The sequence below is a fragment of the Quyinboa mangrovi genome (genome assembly GCF_042219825.1).
In the GTDB taxonomy this organism is placed as follows: Bacteria; Bacteroidota; Bacteroidia; order Bacteroidales; family UBA5342; genus JBHJHP01.
On sequence record NZ_JBHJHQ010000006.1, the window covers coordinates 298,067 to 321,102 of the forward strand.

A 23,036-nucleotide genomic window follows, 5' to 3' on the forward strand; every position below is an offset into this window, starting at 1 on the left:
AATGCGAAGAATTGTTTTATTGGCGGTATTGCTGATAGGATTAAGTTGGGTTCAGGCACAAATACCCGCCGGTTATTATGACGGAACTGATGGATTATACCGTGAAGCTCTGCATAGTAAACTGCATCAGATTATCAAGGGGAATAAGGTTTTTACTTATGGTGATGCCCGGTATATTCTGGATGAAACGGACAGGGATCCGAATAAAAGTAGTAATATCATATTAGTATATGGTGGATACAGTGTGAGCAGTACCTGGGATTACGGGAATACCTGGAACAGAGAACATGTATGGGCTAAGTCGCATGGCGATTTTGGTACCGATGACGGACCGGGATCGGATTTGCATAACCTGAAGCCGGCTGATGCTACGATAAACGAGGATCGCTCCAATAAGGATTTTGATGAAGGAGGCTGGCAGGAAAGCGATTATTCGCCCCCGGCAGGTTATTCAAAACCGTATAAAACGGATTGCTATACGAATGATCAGACCTGGGAGCCCCGTGATGAAGTGAAAGGAGATATTGCGCGGATTATTTTTTATATGGATGTGCGTTACGATGGCGATGATGGGTTCCCTGATTTACAGGTTGTGGACAAAGTGCCTTCGATCACTGCTATTACGCCAAATCAGCCGTATCACGGTAAGTTGAGTACCTTATTGAGGTGGAATGAAGAGGATCCGCCGGACGATTTTGAACGTAACCGGAATGATGTGATCTACAGTTATCAAAATAACCGGAATCCATTCATTGATCATCCTGAATTTGTGAATGCAATCTGGGGCGAAAATGCCGCTGTTGATCAGTTGGAAAAATCGACCGACAGGGTTTATTATTCAAGAGGTAACGTGGTATGTGAAAATAACAGCATTGAATCCAAATCGTTACAGGTCTTTAATCTGGCAGGAAAACAGATTTATAATTCCAGTGTAGCCGCTGGGAAGACCGCTGATATTCCAACCTCCGGATTTCCTGTACTGGTTATTGTAAAATTGGGTGCTAAAGCAACGAAAGTAGTTATTGACTGAATTTATTTTAAAGAAATAAATCGCTACAATATAGGCTGTCCGAAAAAGGACAGCCTATATTGTACATTAACAATTTTGATTTTATCAACTTTGAGAAGCTATAACATTCAGATTATGTTGAACTAATGTCCTGTTCCAGTTTACCTCTGGATGATAATTTTTTGAGTATTTATTTTCCCATCCGGCCATTCAAGTTTTAAAAAATATATTCCATTGGAAAATCCGGAGATATCCAAAGAAGAAGTTGACTGATTTACAATATGTTGGATAAGCGTTTCCCCGTAGCAGTTGAAAAATGCCATATTAACCCCGGATTTTTTATTTGCCGTTATAAAAAGTTTCTGCGTTGCCGGATTTGGATAAATCATTATTCGATCATCGTTATCTGTTTTAGGTTCAGAGAATCCCGTATCAATTGTATTTGCTTCAGAAATGGCGAAATTATCAAACAATACGGTCGACTGATGTGTACGTAAGCCTGCTTTTCCGCAAATAAAAGGATCATTATCCGTGTAATCTATTACAGGATTTGTAAGATCATCCACATAAATTTTAATGTTGTTTTTATACACATTGACCGCAAGTTTGTACCACTGATTTGTCGTATAGTTTCCCTGGCTGGTTGTAAGCGTCTTATAATCGTAATTCTGTTTCCCCAGGGTAACTCCGTTACTTCCCAATGTAACAAAATAGCCCTGATAGAAGTCCGTACCCAGCGAAGCATCATTTCCGGCGCCTCCCAGTGCAGGATTACTGACCCTGAATATGATACCGCCGTTCATACCGGAAACATATTTTATATCGGTTGAAACCATATAATCGGTCCAGCCCGTTTTTCCCAATGTTCTTTTAGATGATCCTGAAGCTTTTGCTGCACCATCTTCTGTAGACCATGTTCCATCGGCATAGTTCCATGAATACCCCAGATTACGATCAAAGCTTAGCGTTGTCGGAGTCAATTCATCATATAGTCTGAATGCGTATGAGTATAAGGCAATATTACCTTTGATGATTTCAAATTTCAGATTCTGTTCACCCTGTTCCAGTGGTATATCGCTTAAACTTATGTTTGAAAAGTTATTCAATCCTCCGGTTGCCGGGACATCAATTATATCTGTGATGGCATAATTATTACGCCAGATTCGCAACTGGCTTTCTTCATCGGCAGCATATTTAATACCAATATTATAGGTGCCGGTTGTGCTAACCATTGTTTTGTATGTAAGCCATTCAGACTCTGACTCAAGAGCCAGAAAACCTCCGTCTCCTGATTTGATGGTTTCCACATCATCATTCCTATAGCTGATACCGCTTGTATTTCCATCCGTAAGATCGTGATAAGCTACATCCTGACCTTCGGTTTGGTAATGAACAGCCGCTATATTTCCCGGAATGGGCTTGTGAAAATCAAATATGCTGTTCCCGTTTATCTGATTCGTAAATGCACAGTAACCAAATTTTGCATTATCGTTCTGCGAGTAATATCCAATTTCTCCATTTGAAATATCATTTTCAGTACTGATCTTTAGCATGTTATTGACGAAGAATCTGAATTGCTTTGTCTCCTTTTCTATCCGTATGGAATGCCAGACCAGATAATTGGCAACGCCGGTTAATTTAGTTGATATGGTATCAGACCAGGTTCCTCCGTTTTTAAAACTAACTTTTAACTGATTATCTGCTTCCTCCAGTAATGCAATGCCGTAGTTTTCATCATCAGTATAATTAAATATTATGCCTGCCTGTAATGTCGAACCGGACTGAACTTTAGAAAAGTTGAATTCAGCAGTGTAGTCGTCAGAAGGAACAGTATTAATTAAAGCTTTATAATTATCATCAGTGTAACTTTCTACTGATTGTAATTGCAGACTGTTTTCCGAGATTTGCCAGTTTGCATTGGCAGATAGATTCCAATTTGCACTGATGCCTTCCTGGTCAAAGTAATCAAAGAAATCAGGCATTAGAGGTACTTCCTGTGGTGTGTCGGTAGGACCAAGGACTAATATTTCCTCACCGTTAAAGGCAACACGGTCAAAATTAAGATTGCGATAAGGGCCTACGCCATAGTCACCTGCCAGATTGTGATAGGTGATGTAATGTGAATCAAGGTCGGGTCCGATAAAAAGACTTCCATGGCCAAGACCAACATGGTCTCCTTCCGCAGATAAAATAACCGGATTATAATCGATGGGATTAAACCATGATGTTGGTCTGGTACTTTTGGCTGCATTGATCCGGTATCCTTTGCTGATGACATGATTGCCGGTGTAAATCATGTAATATTTCCCGTTTCTTTTTATGACACAGGGGCCTTCTGTCCAGCCATTCATTCGTGTGGAAGACAATACGATGTCTGAACCGATGATCGTAGGAGAGCTCATATTATGGGCATGAATGCCGTCACCACCGGCGTGGTAAAAATACAATGATCCATCATCATCAATAAATACAGATCCATCAATGGAATGGCCAAGGTTATTGGTGACAACTTCAAACATTCCCGTTGGTGAATCACTTTTCAGAATATAATGACCATTACCGCCGGGTGATGTGTACATGTAAAAGCTTCCCTCATAAAATATGACCTCCGGGGCATAGGCTGTTTTGGTAACAGCATCTGTTGCACACAGTCCGTGATAGCTCCAATCCACAAGGTTTTTTGACTTCCAGACTTTAACGCCAATGGAATTATCGCGGGTGGAACTATACAAATAATAATACCCGTTATATTTCAGCAGATAGGGATCTCCTATGCCATATAATGACCATTGATTATCAAGGATGAAAGGATTACTCCATGTTTGAGATGAAGCAGAAAGGCTAAGGCATATTATGATATAGATAAAAATTGATCTCATTTTTAGTATTATAAATTACAGAACTGTTATCAGGGAAAAGAAAGTTTCGTTTTGGTGGAATATGGTTTGCCAAACTTTGGTTCCCCTTTGAACCATGTAAATTTCTGCGCCCTCGTACTTCTGCCTGCACACTGATCAGATGATGCAGCTTTCGCATGGTATACGATCCAGTCATCTTTTCCGTCAGGCGACTTAGTAAAGCAATTATGTCCCGGACCAAAAACACTGCTATCCTGACATTGCTCAAAAACCTGATGATCGGAGCGGCTCCAGGATGACGAGTCAAGCAGGTTTGCATCTTTATCTGCGCTAAGCAGTCCAAGTCCGTAGTTGTCGTCCCAACATGCCCCGGCAGAGTAGATAATGAATATTTTATCTTCAGGCCCTTCAAGGAACTGAGGACCTTCCATAATTTCTCTGTCTCCCGTTTTTTCCCAGTCATGCAAAGGAAGTCCCAGTAAGGTTGCCGGTGTTTCTATTTCAACAGGAGATTTCATTTTTGCAATCATAATTCCACTCTGATTACCAATGTAGGGAGAATACATAAAGTAAAGATCATTTTTATAATGGAATACATTGCCATCAATACCGGGAAATTCTGTATCTATTTTGCCCAGATCTTCCCAACTGTCCACCATTGGATCAGTGCTTTTATTATGTAGCACAAAAACATAGCGTGAATGATCGCCGGCATTATTAGCATCACAGGCGGAATAATAGACGTACCATTCATCATTTATGTAATGTATTTCAGGCGCCCATATACAACAGGAGTTCGGCCCGGCTTCAGGAGGGAACCAAATGTCCTTTGATTCTGCGGTACGAAGTTGCGTGAAGTTGTTTGTTTTCCACAGCGTTAAGCGGTCACCTCGGGTCACCATACAATAGTAGAATCCATCAGAATGCAGGTACACAAACGGATCGGGGCCTTCATCAAATATGGGATTTGTAAAATATACCTGATCCCGTTCTGATGTTTTATCTTTTTTGCTGGCACAGGATACAGCCAGAATGACTATAGTTATCCATACAGCATATGTCTTAAGTAAATGTTTAAAATTGCAACCCGCTATCTTCATTATCTTTTATTCCTTTTCTTCTGCAATCCCAAATTTAGTGACTATTTTAGTGTATTCCTCGCTTGTAATTGTAAGCATGCATCCATGCCTGACTTTTTGTGGTAAAGAATATTTGTCCCAATCCATAAAAAACGTATATCCCGAAACCTGAAACCACGGGCCGTTGATATTCCTACTGACAGACAATCCATATGATACACCGGGATATTGTTCATAGTAAAGATACCATGCATTTGCATCGGGGGACGGGATCAACATAGGAGCTTCCCTGAAGTTTGGACTGATTGGACCGGTAGGATAGGAGTAGGGACCAAGAAGATTATCTGAACTTGATATTCTGATGGTTTTACCTGTTACCCATTCAAGGGTTGGATATCTTTCATCTTTTAAAATGGCATAATACGTATCTTCAATTTTTCTGATTATGACATCAATAGTTCCCATATTCCACTCAAAAAGTTTATGTGGAACATCTGAAAACGTTTTAAGATCTTTAGAGGTAACATATAATGTTCGCTGACTTGCCCAGTAACGTTCAGGGTCTCCATCGGTTCCCCATAAATGAGGTGTATGCCACGTGATGACATAGGTTTCGGAATCTTTATCATAAAATATTTTCGGTGCGCCTATTCTGGGAAGTGCTTCTTCATATCCGGGTGTTTTTTGAAGATCCGGCGTGAAAATTGAAAATGGTTCCCAGGTACAAAGATCATCAGAGACCCAAATATTGATGTCAGGAGATGAATCATTTTTATTACCCATTAAATAATACCTGCCGTCATGCCCTTTGCATATGTCAGGATGCCCTCTGTAGGCATCATATACCCTGTCACCATCATTCAGCATTTGCCAATGCAAGCCATCAAGACTTACAGAATAGTAGAGATGTCCGTAATCCTTATGTGTCATATGTGCAAATAGATAGGCTGTATTAACCGCTTCTCCTTCCGTAACCTGTCCCGGTGGATCCGGTTGTTGCGCATACAGCGTTAGACTGAATGTCAAAGCAATGCACAGTTGTAATGAAAATATTTTAATAATCCGTATCATCTTATTTCCCTGTCATTTTTTTTATCAGATCGATTTCTTCCTGATCATAGGGTGTACCATCGATTCTGAAAATATCATGAAACCATATTTTGGGTTCCGAGCCATCCGGCATAGGAGTATCCCAGGCATAAATCGTATTTGTTTTCCCTGCAACAAGTCCCCAGTTAATGGCCCCCACATTATTTTGTTTTAACAGCGGCAATATATTTTGAAATTTGCTGCCGTTTGTTCGTGCCATATATTCTGTACATACCATTGGACGGTTGTATTTTTTTAATGAATCAATGGCTGCAGCATGGTTCATTTCATCCCTGTAATTATGATATGTAATGATATCAGAGTTCTCTAGTTGGAACTTGTTTAATATTTTCAGACTGTTATTCCATACGCCTGCAGAAAGTGGTTGCGATGGCCTGACTTCCCAGCCCCATCTGAATACGTTCCTTAAAAGCGGCATCGAGCTCAAATTCAATCTGTTATTACCAGGTTCATTATATAGGTCCCAAATCGCTATTCTTGGATCATTTTTAAACGTTGATAATACATCTACAACATAGGTTTTTAGTTCACTCATAAGGTTCTCATCGAGAAAGATAAGGTTCCCCGGATCACGCACCCATCCTGAGTTATGGATTCCTAACTTCGGTTCAGGTTGTTTACCTGCTTTATATACAGGATTCCAGCAGTCATCGAAAAAAACAAATATGGTTTTTATACCATGGCTGTCTGCAATTGCAAGGTATTTCTTCATTCGGTCCTTAAACCCGTCTTTATCTGTTTCCCAGGCCAGATGGTGCAGGTAAACCCGCATACAGTTCATACCAATTGACTCTGCATAACCAAGTTCCCTGTCAATTGTTTCAGGATCAAAAGATTCTGCCTGCCACATTTCAAGCTGGTTAATAGCGCTGCTTGGAGTGAAATTTGCTCCGCACAGCCACTGATGTTCTTCACTCCATTTTTGAGCCTGTTCAACGCTCCATCTCTTATTTAAAGCAGCCACGTCGGAATCGTTATTTTCAGAATTACCGGGTTTGCATGCAGAAAATATTATCAGAAAGGCTAAATTCAGTAGCCAGAATCGGTTTTGCATAATGATAAAGTTTTAGAAGTAAACGCCGGTTCCTTTTACTATTGAAAAGGAAACCGGCGTTCGTTAAATCTTTATTTAATTAATAATTTTTCGGTGAATTTTTGCTTATCGGCTGTTTCTACCTGAACCAGGTAAACACCGCTTCTGAACGTCATCTTCTGGATTTCTTCAGCCGGCTTTTGGGCAATTAATGCACCTGCAATATTGTAAACCGCAACATTAGCGCCTGGATTTGTATCAATGCGAATTTGTTTGTTCACACTGTAAATGTTAATGTTGTTAGACTGAGTATGTTTTACGGCAGTAGAAGTGCCGTTATAAATATCCATAACTTCGCTTTTACTTAATCCTCTTTTCCACACCTGTAAATCACTGAGAGCTCCTTTCCATAAAAGATCAGGCCAGAAACTTTTTCCTAAGGCATTTTCTGTATCTTCAATTGTTCCGAAAGCTCTTGGAAATCCTGATTCAGCAAATATCTGTTCGTCGTTATGATAAATAATGATTGAATCCGGTTTTAAAACAACCGTAGAAAGATACCATGTGTCTAATTCTATAGCAACTTCATCGTGGAAGAAGTCCAGGTCATACCAGGTATCATCCGGTACAGAAAGTGTGAAACGGTACATGTTATCCTGTGTATCCGGATCCAATGCACCTGATGTTGGGATAACCATCAAAACATCTTTCGGTTCGGTTTGATCTCCGTGACCAAATGAATAAATACGTGACCATACTCTTAACTCATCCATACGGAACCACATGGATATTGTAATTTCGGTTAATCCGTTTACGAATCCCGGTAAGTTAGCATAAGAGTCTCCGTCAAAATAGGCAACAGGACCTTTTACAGCATCATCCACAAAGGTTACACCGTGGTTAGTACCATCTAAACCTCCGGCTACATCGCTAAGATCTGTTTTTAAAGGCCAGTGATAATCCTGAGCTGTTGCCAATTGTCCCATCAGCAAAATAAATGCGAAAAGAAGTACATTTTTTTTCATGATAATAAATTTTAGTTAATAAATACAGTTTTGTAAAAATCAATAGTTATCGTTTTGAGAAAGTTTATCATTGTTGTCAACCTCGTATTGTGGTAATGGTAACACATTGTGTTTGCCTATTACAAAGTTTTCAAAATCAGGATCCCTGGATGCCAGTTCATCAATACCTTCCTGTGTGTCCAGTAATCCCCAGCGTTTAATGTCAATCCACCTGACCGACTCCAGCGAGAGTTCGAGGGCACGTTCCATTTGTAATCGTTTTAAGAACAGCTCTTTGGATGTTACACTCGCTGCAATTTCTGTTACAGGACTGTCTGCCAGTTTTGAAAGATTGGTACTGGGGCGTTCTCTTACCATATCCACATAAGGAATTGCCAGTGATAACTGGTTCAGATTGGCAAGGCATTCTGCATAGCAAAGCAATACGTCGGCGTATCTGATGACCCGGTAGTTTATGGGTGAATAATAATCTGTTGCTGCTTTAAAATAATCATCTCCATACTTTCTGAAGAATATGTTTCTTCGCCAGGCACGCGGATATTTGTCTATTGTTCCGGCAAACAGTGTTTCGTTGGGAAAATCATCAAATATCTCTTCATAAATGATGCTGACACGTAATCTGTCGTCAATGGTTGTTCCGTTTACGGTATTGTCTTTGGTTGGTTCTTTTTTGTATTCATCAACCAGCCACGAACGTGGTTGTCCGTCGCGCCATCCTACGGGTGCAAAAAATTGTGAGCGGGTATTTCCAAGTGACATATTCGGTAGATCATCATCAATCATGGAACCGTTATTCCGGTCCATTTCACGTTGGCTGGCATCCGAAAACTGAATCTCAAACACAGACTCTTTGTTATTTTCTTTATAATGGGTGAAATTGTCAAAGTAGTTATCCATTAAACCGTAGTAACCTTTACCATCGCCTTCAACCAGCCAATCAAATGCATCTTTGGCGTTTTGCCATTCATGCATCTGCATGTAGGTTTTACCCAGCAACGCATAAGCGGCTCCTTTTGTAACACGTCCCTTATCTGCTTCGCCCCATTCTGCTGGTAGATCAGCAATGGCATCATTCAGGTCCCGGATAATAATTGCGTATAGCGTATCTGTGTTAGCTTCATCGTAAGTATCACCGGCACTGGAGGGCTGAAGTACGATTTCCGCTTTTCCAAACATGATGGCAAGGTTGAAGTAGTCAAACGCGCGGATAAATTTTGCCTGTGCTACAATTTGTTTCAGTCGCTGTTCTTCTTCGGCATCATTCGCCTCAATATCAGGCACATTTGCAATCACCTGATTGGCTTCGAAAATCTGCTTATAATGGGATTTATACATCAGTGATCCACCCTGTATAAAATTATAATCGGTGTATATAAACCTTGTCCAGTCAGCCAGGGTCACCCAGGGACTGTTACTGTAACCCTCGTCAGAAGTCAGGTCGTAACGGAAGTAGATCCACCTTCCCCAGTTTCCCGGACGGGTAAACTGACTATAAGTCGCGGTTAATCCTTTATCTGCATCATCAACATTTTCCCAGAAGGAAGCGGCTGTAGGAAAGTTTGGATCATCGATGCTCAGATAATCTTCATTACAGGAAATGAGTAATGCGGCTAAAAAAATGAGTATTGAGATTTTATTTTTCATCGTTGTACTGTTTTAGAATGTAATATTTATGGAAAGCAGATAAGATGTTGGATTAGGATAGGCTATGCCATCCACTCCAAATTCAAGTTTATTTCCGTTATTAAACTCTGCATCAAGTCCATTGTATTTTGTGAATGTATAAAGGTTTTGAGCCGATATACCTATTCTTGCAGAGCGGATATATTTCTCCAAAACTTTTCCGTTCAGGCTATAACCAAGGCTTAATTGCTGAATTTTAAAATATGAGCCATCTTCCAGCCAGTAGTCTGTGTAGCCCAATGTATTTCTGTCGTCACCGTAAATAATCCTGGGCATGGTGGTGTTTGTATTATCCGGGGTCCATGGATTCACACCTGTTGCATAATTGGAGTTGTCTGCAAAACTTTCAATCAGGGCCTTTGTGCCGTTCCATACGGTTTGACCAAAAGCGCCAAATCCGAGAGCGGTAAAGTCAAAACCTTTGTAACTGGCATTAATGTTGATACCTGCCTCAAGTTTTGGCCACGGACTTCCGGCATATTGCCTGTCACCTGCCTGTGAAATAATTCCATCCTGATTGTAATCGATATATCTGAGATCGCCGGGTTGAGCATCCGGTTGAATCACAACAGTCTCAATAAATTCACCGGTTACCTCATCGTAAATATCTGTCGTATGAGCGAGAACTTCTTCTTCGGTCTGGAAAATCCCGTCTGTTTTAATCAGATGAAACATGGCTAAAGGATCACCAATAGTGGTTTTGGTTAGCCCTGTTGTAATGGATTGGTCAAAATAGGGGAGATCCAGAACTTCGTTCTTAAGTTTCGTGGCATTTATGGATACAGAGTATTTAAAGGCTCTTATCTGATCGCTCCAATTGGCTTCTATTTCAACACCTCTGTTTTGCAGTGTTCCTGCATTAACCCATGGATTTCCACCATCGTTTCCTGTAGCAAGAAGGATAGGGTATTCCAGCAAAAGATCCTTTGTCGTTGATATAAAGTAATCGGCAGAGATCTGTAGCTTGTTCTTAATGAATCCCATATCGGTTCCAAAATTGGCTATCTGTTTGGTTTCCCATCGTAAATCCCTGTTTACAAGTTCCCGTTCGGTGGCTCCTTCATGAATAACATCATTCCCAAATACATACAGTGGGTATGTTGTAAGTGTAGGAATATAATCATACAGACCAGATACAGCTCCCCAGTTTACAATAGCTGAGTTTCCAAGTTCGCCATAATTGGCTTTCAGTTTCAGATTACTTATAAATGGTACGTTAAAGAAGTCTTCACTGCTGATGATCCAGCCTAATGCAATGGAAGGGAAATATCCGGCACGGTATTCCTTTGCAAATTGTGATGATGCATCGCGGCGTAAAGAGGCACTTAAAAGATATTTGCCCTTATAGTCATAGTTTAATCTTGTGAAGTACGACAGTAAAAACCATTCTGCGCGCAGCTTTACATTTATTGTATCACTGCCTGTTGGATCTGCAATGGCGGTAATATCCTGATTCCACTCCGCAAAGTTTTTAACGGTGTTTTGTTCCAGCTTATAGGATTGATCCTGACGGCTTGACCCGAGAACCACATTAATCTTATGACCATTAATCTCTTTGTCAAATGTGAGGAAGTTTTCATACAGGTAGGACTGGTATCTTCCTGTAAAGTCATACAAACTGTTTGGTTCAAAAGGCAGGTTTAATGTCCAGTTACCTTCCTGACGTCTGTGCTGACTTCCATCCAGACTGGTCTCGTAGGCAAAATTGGCTCTGTATTTAAGCCAGTCAAATAGTTTTACCTGTCCGTAAACGATTCCTCTAATTCGGGTATTCCAGTTTTTAATCCGGTTCAAATCCTGCACAGCAAGGCTATTGGTTCCAAATGTTCTGGCCCTGTCTTCATCGCCATATCCCCAACCACCCGGATGTGTACTGTCTTTTACAGCTATATCCGGTGTCATGCGCATAACATCGGTTATAGGATTACCGCTGGATGAAGGAATGACTTCTGTCTTTGTAACGGCTATTTTTTCACCAACCGTAAACCGACCTTTATTATATTCTGTATTGGCACGGATATTATAACGATCCAGGTTCGTTCCCATGCTGGTTCCTTTAATATTGTAATAGTTTGCTGAAACCAGGTAATTCAGATAATCATTTGCACCTGAAACCGTTAGGTTAATATCTTTTGAAAATCCGGTTCTTAACACTTCTTTTTCCCAGTCGGTACTATTGTCATAATGGTTCTGAGGTTCAAGACCGGCATTTTCGTAGGCCATGTCGTTATATTTAAAGAATTCCGCAGTATCCATCAGATGGAGTGCAGGAAGTTTATCCATACTGAATGTGGTGCTTACATTTATGCGTGGTTTACCTTTTACCCCTTTTTTAGTGGTAATGATAACTACACCGTTGGCAGCACGATTACCATAGATGGCGGCAGTGGAGGCATCCTTTAAAATCTGAACTGATTCTATGTCGTTTACATTCAGGTCGCGTAATCCGCCTGTTGAAATGATACCATCAATAACATACAGAGGTTGGCTGTTACCAAAGTTTCCAATTCCCCTGATCTGGATGTTTGGTTCAGCCCCAAGGTTACCGTTGGAACTTACTTTAACGCCGGATGCCATACCCTGGATTACATTGCCGACAGAAAGGGCCTCCGGAGTTTGGGCATCGTCAAGTTTGATTACAGACATTGATCCGGTGAGGTCCCTCTTTTTGATCGATCCATAACCAATAATGACCAGTTCATCAAGGTTACTTACACGCGGTTTTAAAACAACGTCTAATTCTGACCCTGCCTGAACCGGAATTTCCTGCTTTTCATATCCCAAATAGGAGAATACCAGAACAGCTTCGGGCGAAGTTAAGGATATGGAAAAGGTGCCATCGAAAGCTGATACGGTTCCGTTATCAGTTCCTTCTTCCATTATATTAACACCAATAAGGAGCTCACCGGCAGGATCGCTCACTTTGCCTTTAACCATTTTTGTTTGTGCAAAAAAGGAGGTAAAAGCAAATGTTAAAATTGTGAATAGTAGAATACGCTTCATAGAGTATTAATTAAATGTGTGGTTAAACCTGTTAACTATAATGTGTGATAAGGCAAATGTATTTAGTCCTGTCCGGAGCAACCGGTGTCAGAAGTTCAAAAGTTATGTGCTGGCGTTCATAACTTAAAAAAATGTTAATTTTTGAAGTGCATGCCCCGTGTAATTATGTTCAATATTCATGTAACTGTGTTCAATATTTGCCTGTTGTAATAAAATTATCGGTTGTAAATAGTTAATATTGTGAATCTTTAGAACGTTACGTCATTTTTTATGAATTTGTACGCATTTCACAAGCATTTGACTTCCCTTTCTGTCCTCAGGCGGATGGTTTATTCGATCGTGATATTTACGGCTGTGAATGCCCTTATGCCGTTAAATGCAGTCAATAGAAAATATATCAGTAATTACCTGCAATTCAGACAGCTTACGTCTATTGATGGCCTCTCAAATAATACGGTATTCAACATTACCCAGGATGCGGAAGGATTAATGTGGATTGCGACCAGGGAAGGTTTGAATAAATTTGATGGTAAAACGGTGAAATCCTATTACAGCAATGGTGGACCAGATAATATACCTGGCAATACAGTACGGCAGGTTCTGGTAACTTCAAACAAGAAACTAGTTGTTGGTACAGATAAGGGAGCCTGCTGTTATCAGAAGGAAAAGGACCGGTTTATACCGATAATTACAAATGGTTTTACCATAGGAGACGTTATCAAAATAATAGAACTTTCTTCAGGGCAACTGATGGCGGCAACATCGAGTGGTCTTTACTTAATAGATTCTTCCTTTTATGTCAAACGCGTCAGCACTGAAAATTACCGTGATATCTGTGAATATAAAAAAGATATCATCTGGGGAGCTGCCCACGACGAAATACATATGATGAATCTGAATGGAGAGATTATAAAACACTATAATAATAATACTCCGGGATGTGAAAGCTTTGATTTTACTTCAGTTAATGTAGAGTACTTTTATAAACATTCCAGTGGTGATATCTGGATCGGAACCAAAAGAAACGGACTGGGGTTATACAACGAAAATAAAGATGCCTTTACATCATTAAAAATGAAGGAAGGTGTTAATCCAATGGAAGACAACTTTGTAAGGGTCATAAATGAGGATAACAAGGGTCGCTTATGGATTGGTACAGAATCTGGTTTGTATATATATGATGTTGAACAGCAAAAGTTCCTGTTTTACGGCCAGACCTTTAATTCAGCCTATAAAGGATTAAATGACAAAGCCATTTACTCCATCTATAAAAGCACGGATAATACCATGTGGGTAGGAACCTATTTTGGTGGGGTGAATTATACCATCCCATCCGAATCCGGGTTTGTGAACATTTTTGCAGATGGAGGGATGAGTACTTTGAGTGGTAATGCCGTTAGTGAAATGCTTGAGACAAACAACGGTGAAATATGGATTGGAAGTGAAGACGCGGGTATATCGATTTATAATCCGGTAACTGAAAAATTCAGATATCTGAAACATGAAAAGAATAATCCGTATTCACTGGCCTCAAATAATGTGCATGCCCTGACACAGGATGATGAGGGTAACGTCTGGATAGGAACGTTTATAGGTGGTCTGAATAAACTTAATGCCGGCACAAAAAAAATTGAGAAAGTTAAGCTGTTGAATCCAAATCCGCTACAGTACGTATTTTCCATTAAAATTGATTCGAAGAAACGAATGTGGGTTGGTGCCATTAGTGGATTGTACCTTAAAGAGCCTGATGAAGTGGATTTTAAGATGTTTAAGCCTGAATATTTTCAGGATAATTTTATTTACCATGTGAATGAGGATCAAAATGGGAATATTTGGGCTTGTTCCTATTATACAGGAATATATAAAATTGATAAACAGCAGAATGTAACCCGTTATAATACACAAACTGAACCCGCAATAAAAAGTAATGTTATCGTATATTCTTTTACTGCTTCTAAAGGTGATTTATGGTTTGGAACAGTTGAGGGAGGTTTGATAAAATACAACTCCCAAGGCAATACATTCAGAAGTTATACGATGAAAGACGGATTACCAAACAATACCGTTTATGCTATAACGGAAGATAAAGATGGGAATATCTGGTTCAGTACAAATAAGGGATTAGTGATGTATAACTTAAAATTGAATACCTTCACTAAATACTCTGAACAACACGGTTTGCCAGGAAACCAGTATAATTATAAATCATGCTTTAATAATTCAGAGGGACTAATTTATTTTGGGGCAGTTAACGGACTTACTATTTTTGATCCGGGCAAACTGCAAATAAAAAATCCAGAGACTAAAATCCTGTTTACCGACTTTAAACTCTTTAACAGTCCACTTAAAATAGGGGACAGAGGTATATTAAGTTCACATATTAACTATCAGGACAAAGTTGTTCTGAATTATAAATACAATGTATTTGCCATAGATTTTATTGGAATTAACTACCGTTTTCCTAAAAACAATTATTATGCATATTATTTAGATGGTTTTGAAACGGACTGGAATGAGGTCGGTAATAAAACCAGTGCAACCTATACTAATTTATCTCCCGGGAATTATACATTTAATGTGAAGGTATTCGATAGTGAAGGACATGAAAGTGGTGTAATGAAGAGTTTGAAAATTACGATTTTGCCGCCATTCTGGCTTTCAATCTGGGGAATCATGTTATATCTCCTTATTCTTTTGTCACTGATCTATGGATATTGGAGATACAGCATGCAAAGGCAAAGCGAAAAGCTGAAGATTAAAATGACGCAACTGGAAAAGGAAAAGAACGATGCCATTAATCAGCACCGGATGAACTTCTTTACCTATATCAGTCATGAATTTAAAACTCCGCTTACCATTGTAATTGCAACAATTGACCAACTTTTGGAATATAAGGATGTATTACCCCAACTTAAGGATTACGGAATCATGATCAGAAAGAATGCACACAGATTATTGTTCCTTATCAATCAGTTGATGGAATTCAGAAAAACGGAAAGTGATCATTCCACGCTTAAACTTAATAATGGCGATATTATTGGTTTTCTAAGAAGTACCTTTGACCTGTTCGTTCCATTGATGGAAAAAAAGAATATCTCCGGGCGGTTTACAACGAATAAGGATAGCCATATCGTTTATTTCGATGCGGATAAAATAGAAAAAATTCTTACCAACCTGTTAAGTAATTCCTGTAATTCATTTCAGAAAAAGGGGAATATACTAATTGACGTAAAAATTATAGACAGCTTTGACCATACCAATCCAAATCCAAACGAGAAATTGGCAAGCGAAATGGTTCTTACCATAAAGGATACCGGTCCGGGCATTCCGCAATCTAAAATTGATCAGGTTTTTAATCCGTTTTTTACAAACAGTGAAAGTAATATTTATAAAAGCGGTATCGGATTATCACTCGTAAAAAGCCTGACAGAGTTTTTAAACGGGACTATAAATATTACAAGTGATGGGAAAACGGGAACAACCGTGATCATCCATATGCCATTGATTCATTATCCCAAACCACAATTGATCCAGAATGAAGATTTCATTTCCAGAAATACAAAACTCAATGATGACCTCATAGAAAATGCCGTTGAATATAATGAAGAGATGCAACCTGAAACATTTAAAAACAATGAGAATGCCAGTTTTGAATTAATGATTGTTGAGGATAACAAGGATCTTTCGCAGTTTCTGAGTCATCATTTCTCACGTTTCTTTAAGGTAACTGTGGCTTATGATGGCAAAGCTGCCCTTCAAAGAATTGAACATTCTCAACCTGATATAATAGTCAGTGATATTATGATGCCGGAGATGGATGGATATGAACTCTGTTCTAGTATAAAAGATAATTTTGAAACCTGTCACATTCCTGTCATTCTGCTGACGGCTAAATCAGGGCATGATTCAAAACTGGAGGGCTTGAATCTGGGGGCTGATGCTTATATTGATAAGCCATTTAACCTCAGGGAGCTGGAATTAACCATCAGAAACATATTGAGAACCAAACAGAATATTCGGAATGATTTTGCCAAAACAGAAGTCGATGACGAGAAAGTGCCGGCTTTCAGGTTAAATATCAAGGATGAAATGTTTCTGGAAAAACTGGACAAAATAATACTGGATCAACTTTCAAATGCTGAATATTCCGTTGAGCAATTGTGTAATGATTTGCTTATAAGCAGAACACTTCTGCATTTAAAACTTAAGAAAATTACCGGTTTGTCAACAACAGAGTACATTCGTAAGATAAAAATGCAGGAAGCCCGTAAGTTTCTTAAAACAGGTATGTACACTGTTTCAGAAACTGCCTATAAAGTAGGTTACAGCGATCCGGCATATTTCAGTAAATCATTCAAACAATACTATAATGTTTCGCCGTCCTCAATAATCGCGGATAATTAAGTATTTTATGTGTTCATCGATGGCAAAAGACAGTCTTTTAAAAATCTGTAATATTTATTTCACTGTCATCAGTCTGGATTCTGATCTGTCTCCGGATCGGATACGGTAAAAATAAATGCCGGATTTCAACCCATCATTTTTAAATATGACTTTATGGTCACCAGCCGGATAATATGCCTCCGTTAATGTTTTTATATTTTTGCCGGACAAGTCAAGCACCTCAATTTTAACATCATTTCCGTTTTCCAGCTGAAATGGTATTGTAGTGCTTTCCCTGAACGGATTTGGATAGTTCTGTTTCAGTGCTTCTGATGTTACCTCTTTTACTGGAGTTGCCAGATTATTCAATGCTTCCTGTATGGCACTTTTCGTTTGTGTGATAGTGCTGCTGGCACCTGAAGTTCCAATATATTTGAATTTACCGTCGGCACCAATAACAATAAGCCTGTCATACGTTGTTTCCCAGCTGCTTGCAACCGGACCACCCTTTAGAAACATGGTCATATCCAGTGAAGTTGAATTTTTAAAATTCTGAACCTGTGCTGCACTTCCGTTCCAGGTATCTATTCCGATGGCTACAAAGTCCGGATTATCCTTAAAAGCTTCAAGGATTTGTGATTTCACCTGAGGTGCAGCACCAATACAGTAGGGACAGGCATAACCGAACATAAATACAAAAACAACCTTCCCGTTGTAATCCGTTAACATGCCGTTACCACCGGTAAGTTTATCCAATGTAAAATTAGGTGCGGTTGATCCGATATCTTTAGCCGGCAGCGATACGCTCACCAGAAAGATAATTGTAAAAAGTAAAGCTAAACGTTTCATAATGTATCAATTTTAAATGTTATAATTTTAATATCCATCGTAATTCAATGCCTTTAAAATCCAGCACTTCGTAACAGATTCCTGCGGTGCAGGCGGGACCGCCACGTCGTTCTCCCGCAAAAAGCTGAAGGGTGTTTCTGCGGTCAGGCCGGTACGACAGGCTCAATCCCGGGAAAAAGTGACTGGTTTCTATTTCTGCTGTATTGGAACGGTCCGCAGCAACCGGATCATCCGTAAATTCCAGGACAAACGTGGCAGAAAATGTGGTTGACATATTTACCGCCAGACTGCCAAACAGGTTATGGTACATACTGGCAGCGCTGTTTGTAAATTGCCGCTTCAACCACTGTGCTTCCGATTCGAAGGACAGGCTCCATTCTGAACCCATATAATGTGTATAGTATATTCCTGTGGTATAGCGTTCCGGTTCAAACCTGATTTCATCTCCGGAATAATCTGCAAATAGCTTTAGTTGGTTCGATGTGCATAGTGTAGCATACCATTCCACAAAATATTCAAAGGAGTTAAAGTTATCGTAGAGTTTATTGATAGTTCTGGAATGGTTCACCGTAATTAACTGCTGGTCAGCTGGTGCAAAAAACAGTTCAACCTGGTAGCCGCTTTCATTATTCAGATCCGGTACATGGGTGCTTCGGTTAAGTAAACGATAGGAGTGTTCCTTGACTAATGTTGGCGGATCCGAAAAACCGGAACCGATGAAAAAGTTGTGGTAATCCTTTAACTCTGCACTGATCCCGAATCCCGGAATGGAATACGTCACATTAAAATAAGCGCCGTATTGACTGTCCATGGATGTGTTAAAATACGATTGATCCGAACCAACGGCAGATGCATATTCGCCGTAATAACTGATGTTTTCCGCAACAGAACCACCGGTATACAGGCTCAGAAAATTTTGGGTCATATCATTGAACACGGAATTCATGACAACAGATCCGAAATAAAACGATTTGTAAAATCCCTGTGCCTCTCCTGCATTTATATAATTTTCCCTACGCTTATCGCTGGTTATGGGCAACTGGTTATTCAGCATTTTCCCTGTCAGGGCTTTTACTGAAAACCACTGATCGGTATAGCCTGCATAAGCACCCAGAAAATCTTTATAAAACCCTTGTTTAACCCGGTAAACCTGATCCTCATAAACGGCATTGCTTATTTCATATCCTCTGAAGAGGAGTCCTTTGCCCAACGTTTCGTAATAGTTTCCCAGTTTTATGTCAAGACCACGTCTTCTGTAATTCAGCATAAACTGCGATATCTTTTGGTAATCACCACTAAGTGAGTCAGGTGAGTAAAACTGTTCAATGCGTAGGCTGGCTTTCAATGGTTTCCAGCGATACTGAAGGTTAAACTGATCATAGAGGGTATTGAGGTTTTCAGGTTCTGTTCCCGGAATATTGCCATGCTGGTATTCTGCTAAATGATACAGAGACAGCTGCCCGAGCGTTTTCAACGGAAAAGATAACAGCAATATGGGAATAACGAACCTGGCCATCTTACAAATGTTTTTCAATTTCTTCCTTTATTTTTTCCTCGTCACCCGGCGTGAATCCTTCGTGCATGTAAATCAGTTTTCCTTCAGAATTCAGGATGCAAAGCGTAGGCATCACACTTACGTTCAGTTCATTTTTCAAATCCTCGTCCATATCAAATAGAACAGGATATGTAATTTTAAGAGAACTGAGCAACGGTTTTACTTTTGAATGGTTTCTGGGACTGTCCACACTTATTCCAATTACATTTACACCTTTATTTTTATAGCTTTCATAAATGCTGTTGATCTTTGGCATCGCATTCAGACAAGGCTTACACCAGGTTGCCCAGAAATCGATGATGGTCAGTTTTTCTCCCAGTTGATCCTGAAGATTTACCCACTTATTGTCCGTTGATTTCATTTCTATATCAACGTTTTGAGCCCGTATTTGTGCCGTAAAAAGAAACAGAAACAGGACGATTAACAGTTTGCCCATAAAATATAATTTAGACTGTGTTTAAATAATAGACGTAAGCTGATTGAATTTCTTACAACCAATGGCAATTTTTTTTGAGAGGAAGAGAATATAGTCCTGAAGACGTTTAAACAATAAACCCTTTGGATGTTTTGTACGTTATGAAACCGATCTTAGTTATATTTGTGGTTTATTTCAGGACGATGTCAGAAAACGAAAATCAATACATTCATATAAAGGGAGCAAGGGTTCATAACCTTAAAAACGTTGAAGTTAAAATTCCAAGAAGAAAGCTTATAGTTATTACCGGTTTGTCGGGTTCCGGGAAATCTTCTTTAGCTTTTGATACGTTATATGCAGAAGGGCAGAGGCGTTATGTAGAAAGTCTGTCGTCGTATGCCAGGCAGTTTTTGGGGCGTATGAATAAACCGGAGGTGGATTTCATAAAAGGTATTCCACCGGCTATTGCGATCGAACAAAAGGTGAATACCCGAAATCCAAGATCCACAGTTGGAACCTCAACCGAAATTTACGATTTTATGAAATTATTGTTTGCCCGGATTGGAAAAACATATTCTCCGGTGTCCGGTTCTGAGGTGAAAAAAGATAATGTGGAGGACGTTGTGGATTACCTTATGGCCTTTGATGAAGGCACACGCTTTGCCATCTATTCTCCCCTGATTATACCAAAAGGACGTTCTTATGCCGAACAGCTGGATATCCTGAATAAGCAGGGATACAGCAGAATAGAACGCGGTGGAGAACTTTACAATATCGCGGAGGAACTGGAAACTGAAAGCCACAGAACTATTAAATGTTCGGAATGTTTGATCCTGATTGACCGGATGGCTGTGAGCAATGATCAGGATTCTCTGAGCCGTATTCGCGACTCTGTTGAAACCGCATTTTTTGAAGGGCGGAAGAATTGCATTGTAAAGGTATATCAGGGAGATGACATCATTGAAAAACCTTTTTCGCACAGATTTGAAGCCGATGGCATGGAATTTATTGAGCCCACAGAAGAGATGTTTAGCTTTAACAATCCATTGGGTGCCTGTCCCGAATGCGAAGGCTTTGGTAAGGTTATCGGGATTGACGAGGATTTAGTGATCCCCAATAAAAATCTGTCTGTGTATGACGATGCCGTGGTGTGTTGGAAAGGGGAGAAAATGAGCGAGTGGAAAGATGAGTTGGTCTATAATGCTTCAAAGTTCGATTTTCCGGTTCATACACCTGTGTTTAAGTTAACACCAGAACAACGGAAACTGCTATGGACAGGTAATAAATATTTTCACGGACTGCATAAATTCTTTAAATACCTGGAATCCAAACAGTATAAAATTCAGTATCGCGTAATGCTGGCACGCTACCGGGGAAAGACTACCTGCCCGTCTTGTAATGGCACCAGGCTGCGAAAAGAAGCATCTTATGTTAAGGTTGGCGGTTATGCCATGAACGACCTGGTTAATTTATCCATTCGTGATCTGCATGAGGTGTTTAACAGCATCGAGATTGATGAAAAGGATCGTAAGGTTGCCAAACGCCTGTTACCTGAAATTCAGAACCGTCTGCAGTTTTTGCTGGATGTCGGTTTAGGTTATCTGACCCTGAATCGCTTATCCAATACCTTATCAGGTGGAGAATCTCAGCGCATTAACCTGGCAACATCGCTTGGAAGCAGCCTTGTCGGGTCTATGTATATTCTGGATGAACCATCTATCGGTTTGCATTCACGTGATACCAAACTGTTAATCGGCGTGCTTGAGAAGCTTAAGGAGCTGGGAAATACGGTTATTGTGGTAGAGCACGATGAAGAGATTATTGAGGCAGCAGATTACATTATCGATATTGGTCCGGATGCCGGACGTTTGGGTGGTGAAATCACCTTTCAGGGTGAACCGGATAAATTGACCGGAGTAGATTCCTACACGGCAAAATATATGACGGGAGCCGAGGTTATTCCTGTTCCGGTACATCGCCGGAGGTGGAATAATTTTATCGAAATAAAAGGAGCACTTGAGAATAACCTGAAGGGCATAGATGTAAGATTTCCATTAGGTGTAATGACTGTGGTGACAGGTGTGAGTGGTTCTGGTAAATCATCGTTGGTCAAAAATATTTTATATCCTGCACTCAAAAAATTGTATGGCGGATCGGCTGATAAAACAGGTGAGCATGCATCCATCGAAGGTGATATTCATATGTTGAAGGATATTGAGTTTGTGGATCAGAATCCCATTGGAAAATCGTCCCGTTCCAACCCGGTAACGTATCTGAAAGCTTACGATGAGATCAGGGCTTTATATGCGTCTCAGAAAGCATCGAAGATTAATGGCTTTAAACCGTCTCATTTTTCATTTAATGTGGATGGCGGACGATGTGATGAATGCCAGGGCGAGGGCGAAATAACAATCGAAATGCAGTTTATGGCTGACATTAACCTGCCTTGTGAAACCTGTGGGGGTAAACGTTTCAAGGAGGAAATTCTTGACGTGAAGTACAACGATTTGTCCATATACGATGTGCTGGAGTTAACCGTTGATGAAGCTATAGATTTTTTCAAATCAGGAAAAGGATCAACCGAAAAGAAAATTGTAAAAAAACTGTTGCCGCTTCAGGAAGTGGGGCTTGGATATATTAAACTGGGACAGTCGTCCAGTACCTTGTCAGGCGGTGAAAGTCAAAGGGTGAAGCTGGCTTTCTTCTTATCCAAAGAGAAACCTGATCCAACAATGTTTGTCTTTGATGAACCAACTACAGGCCTGCATTTTCATGATATCAGTAAGCTGCTGGAAGCATTTAATGCGCTGATTCGGAGAGGTCATTCTGTTCTGATTATTGAACACAATATGGAGGTTATAAAATGTGCCGATCACATTATCGATCTTGGTCCCGAAGGCGGTGATATGGGCGGCAGTCTGGTTATAACAGGAACACCTGAAAAAGTAAGTAGGAATGAAATTTCGTATACCGCAAAATTTCTTGCAAAAAAATTGAATTAACAAGATGCTGAAAAGCAGGAATTTAGTTTTGA

General features: G+C 39.9%; 13 protein-coding genes. 3 read left to right on the forward strand and 10 right to left on the reverse strand.

The features are described 5' to 3' along the window. The first annotated feature begins 1 nt into the window (after position 1). Complete coding sequence (locus tag ACE1ET_RS14520; RefSeq protein WP_375729144.1) at positions 2 to 1,030, forward strand: endonuclease I family protein; 1,029 nt, start codon at positions 2 to 4, stop codon at positions 1,028 to 1,030. Positions 1,031 to 1,170: 140 nt separating this feature from the next. Here the strand turns inward: ACE1ET_RS14520 and ACE1ET_RS14525 are convergent, their stop codons facing one another. The 7 genes from ACE1ET_RS14525 to ACE1ET_RS14555 all read right to left on the reverse strand — a co-directional run bounded on the left by ACE1ET_RS14525 (position 1,171) and on the right by ACE1ET_RS14555 (position 12,800). After that, positions 1,171 to 3,888, reverse strand: a complete 2,718-nt coding sequence (locus tag ACE1ET_RS14525) for a family 43 glycosylhydrolase (RefSeq protein ID WP_375729145.1) — start codon at positions 3,886 to 3,888, stop codon at positions 1,171 to 1,173. A gap of 29 nt (positions 3,889 to 3,917) precedes the next feature. Continuing rightward, positions 3,918 to 4,967, reverse strand: a complete 1,050-nt coding sequence (locus tag ACE1ET_RS14530) for a glycoside hydrolase family 43 protein (RefSeq protein WP_375729146.1) — start codon at positions 4,965 to 4,967, stop codon at positions 3,918 to 3,920. Positions 4,968 to 4,973: 6 nt separating this feature from the next. After that, positions 4,974 to 6,017 (reverse strand): glycoside hydrolase family 43 protein, encoded by a 1,044-nt coding sequence (locus tag ACE1ET_RS14535; protein ID WP_375729147.1) that lies wholly within the window; start codon positions 6,015 to 6,017, stop codon positions 4,974 to 4,976. Position 6,018: 1 nt separating this feature from the next. Further along, the gene (locus tag ACE1ET_RS14540; RefSeq protein WP_375729148.1) at positions 6,019 to 7,110 is read right to left on the reverse strand and encodes a glycoside hydrolase 5 family protein; all 1,092 of its coding nucleotides are present in this window, start codon (positions 7,108 to 7,110) and stop codon (positions 6,019 to 6,021) included. A gap of 71 nt (positions 7,111 to 7,181) precedes the next feature. After that, the gene (locus ACE1ET_RS14545) at positions 7,182 to 8,114 is read right to left on the reverse strand and encodes a LamG-like jellyroll fold domain-containing protein (RefSeq protein WP_375729149.1); all 933 of its coding nucleotides are present in this window, start codon (positions 8,112 to 8,114) and stop codon (positions 7,182 to 7,184) included. A 39-nt stretch (positions 8,115 to 8,153) separates the two neighbouring features. Then, a complete protein-coding gene (locus ACE1ET_RS14550) occupies positions 8,154 to 9,758 on the reverse strand; it encodes a RagB/SusD family nutrient uptake outer membrane protein (RefSeq protein WP_375729150.1) in 1,605 nt (534 codons plus the stop codon). 12 nt (positions 9,759 to 9,770) lie between these two features. Then, entirely contained in the window at positions 9,771 to 12,800 is a 3,030-nt protein-coding gene (locus tag ACE1ET_RS14555; RefSeq protein ID WP_375729151.1) for a SusC/RagA family TonB-linked outer membrane protein, read from the reverse strand. 324 nt (positions 12,801 to 13,124) lie between these two features. On the opposite strand from ACE1ET_RS14555, the gene ACE1ET_RS14560 reads away from it, so the two are divergent. Then, positions 13,125 to 17,204: a hybrid sensor histidine kinase/response regulator transcription factor gene (locus ACE1ET_RS14560; protein WP_375729152.1), complete on the forward strand. Its 4,080-nt coding sequence runs from the start codon at positions 13,125 to 13,127 to the stop codon at positions 17,202 to 17,204. Positions 17,205 to 17,258: 54 nt separating this feature from the next. On the opposite strand, the gene ACE1ET_RS14565 is transcribed toward ACE1ET_RS14560, so the two are convergent. The 3 genes from ACE1ET_RS14565 to ACE1ET_RS14575 are packed head-to-tail and all read right to left on the reverse strand — an operon-like array spanning position 17,259 to position 20,023. Then, on the reverse strand, positions 17,259 to 18,032 hold the full coding sequence (locus ACE1ET_RS14565) for a TlpA family protein disulfide reductase (RefSeq protein WP_375729153.1): 774 nt from the start codon (positions 18,030 to 18,032) through the stop codon (positions 17,259 to 17,261). A 19-nt stretch (positions 18,033 to 18,051) separates the two neighbouring features. Further along, complete coding sequence (locus ACE1ET_RS14570; RefSeq protein WP_375729154.1) at positions 18,052 to 19,548, reverse strand: DUF6029 family protein; 1,497 nt, start codon at positions 19,546 to 19,548, stop codon at positions 18,052 to 18,054. Position 19,549: 1 nt separating this feature from the next. Beyond that, positions 19,550 to 20,023 carry a TlpA disulfide reductase family protein gene (locus tag ACE1ET_RS14575; RefSeq protein WP_375729155.1) on the reverse strand — a complete coding sequence of 158 codons (474 nt, stop codon included), beginning with the start codon at positions 20,021 to 20,023 and terminating at the stop codon, positions 19,550 to 19,552. A gap of 140 nt (positions 20,024 to 20,163) precedes the next feature. Here ACE1ET_RS14575 and uvrA point away from each other — a divergent pair, with 140 nt between their 5' ends. Then, entirely contained in the window at positions 20,164 to 23,004 is a 2,841-nt protein-coding gene (gene uvrA, locus ACE1ET_RS14580; protein ID WP_375729156.1) for an excinuclease ABC subunit UvrA, read from the forward strand. Positions 23,005 to 23,036: the final 32 nt, after the last annotated feature.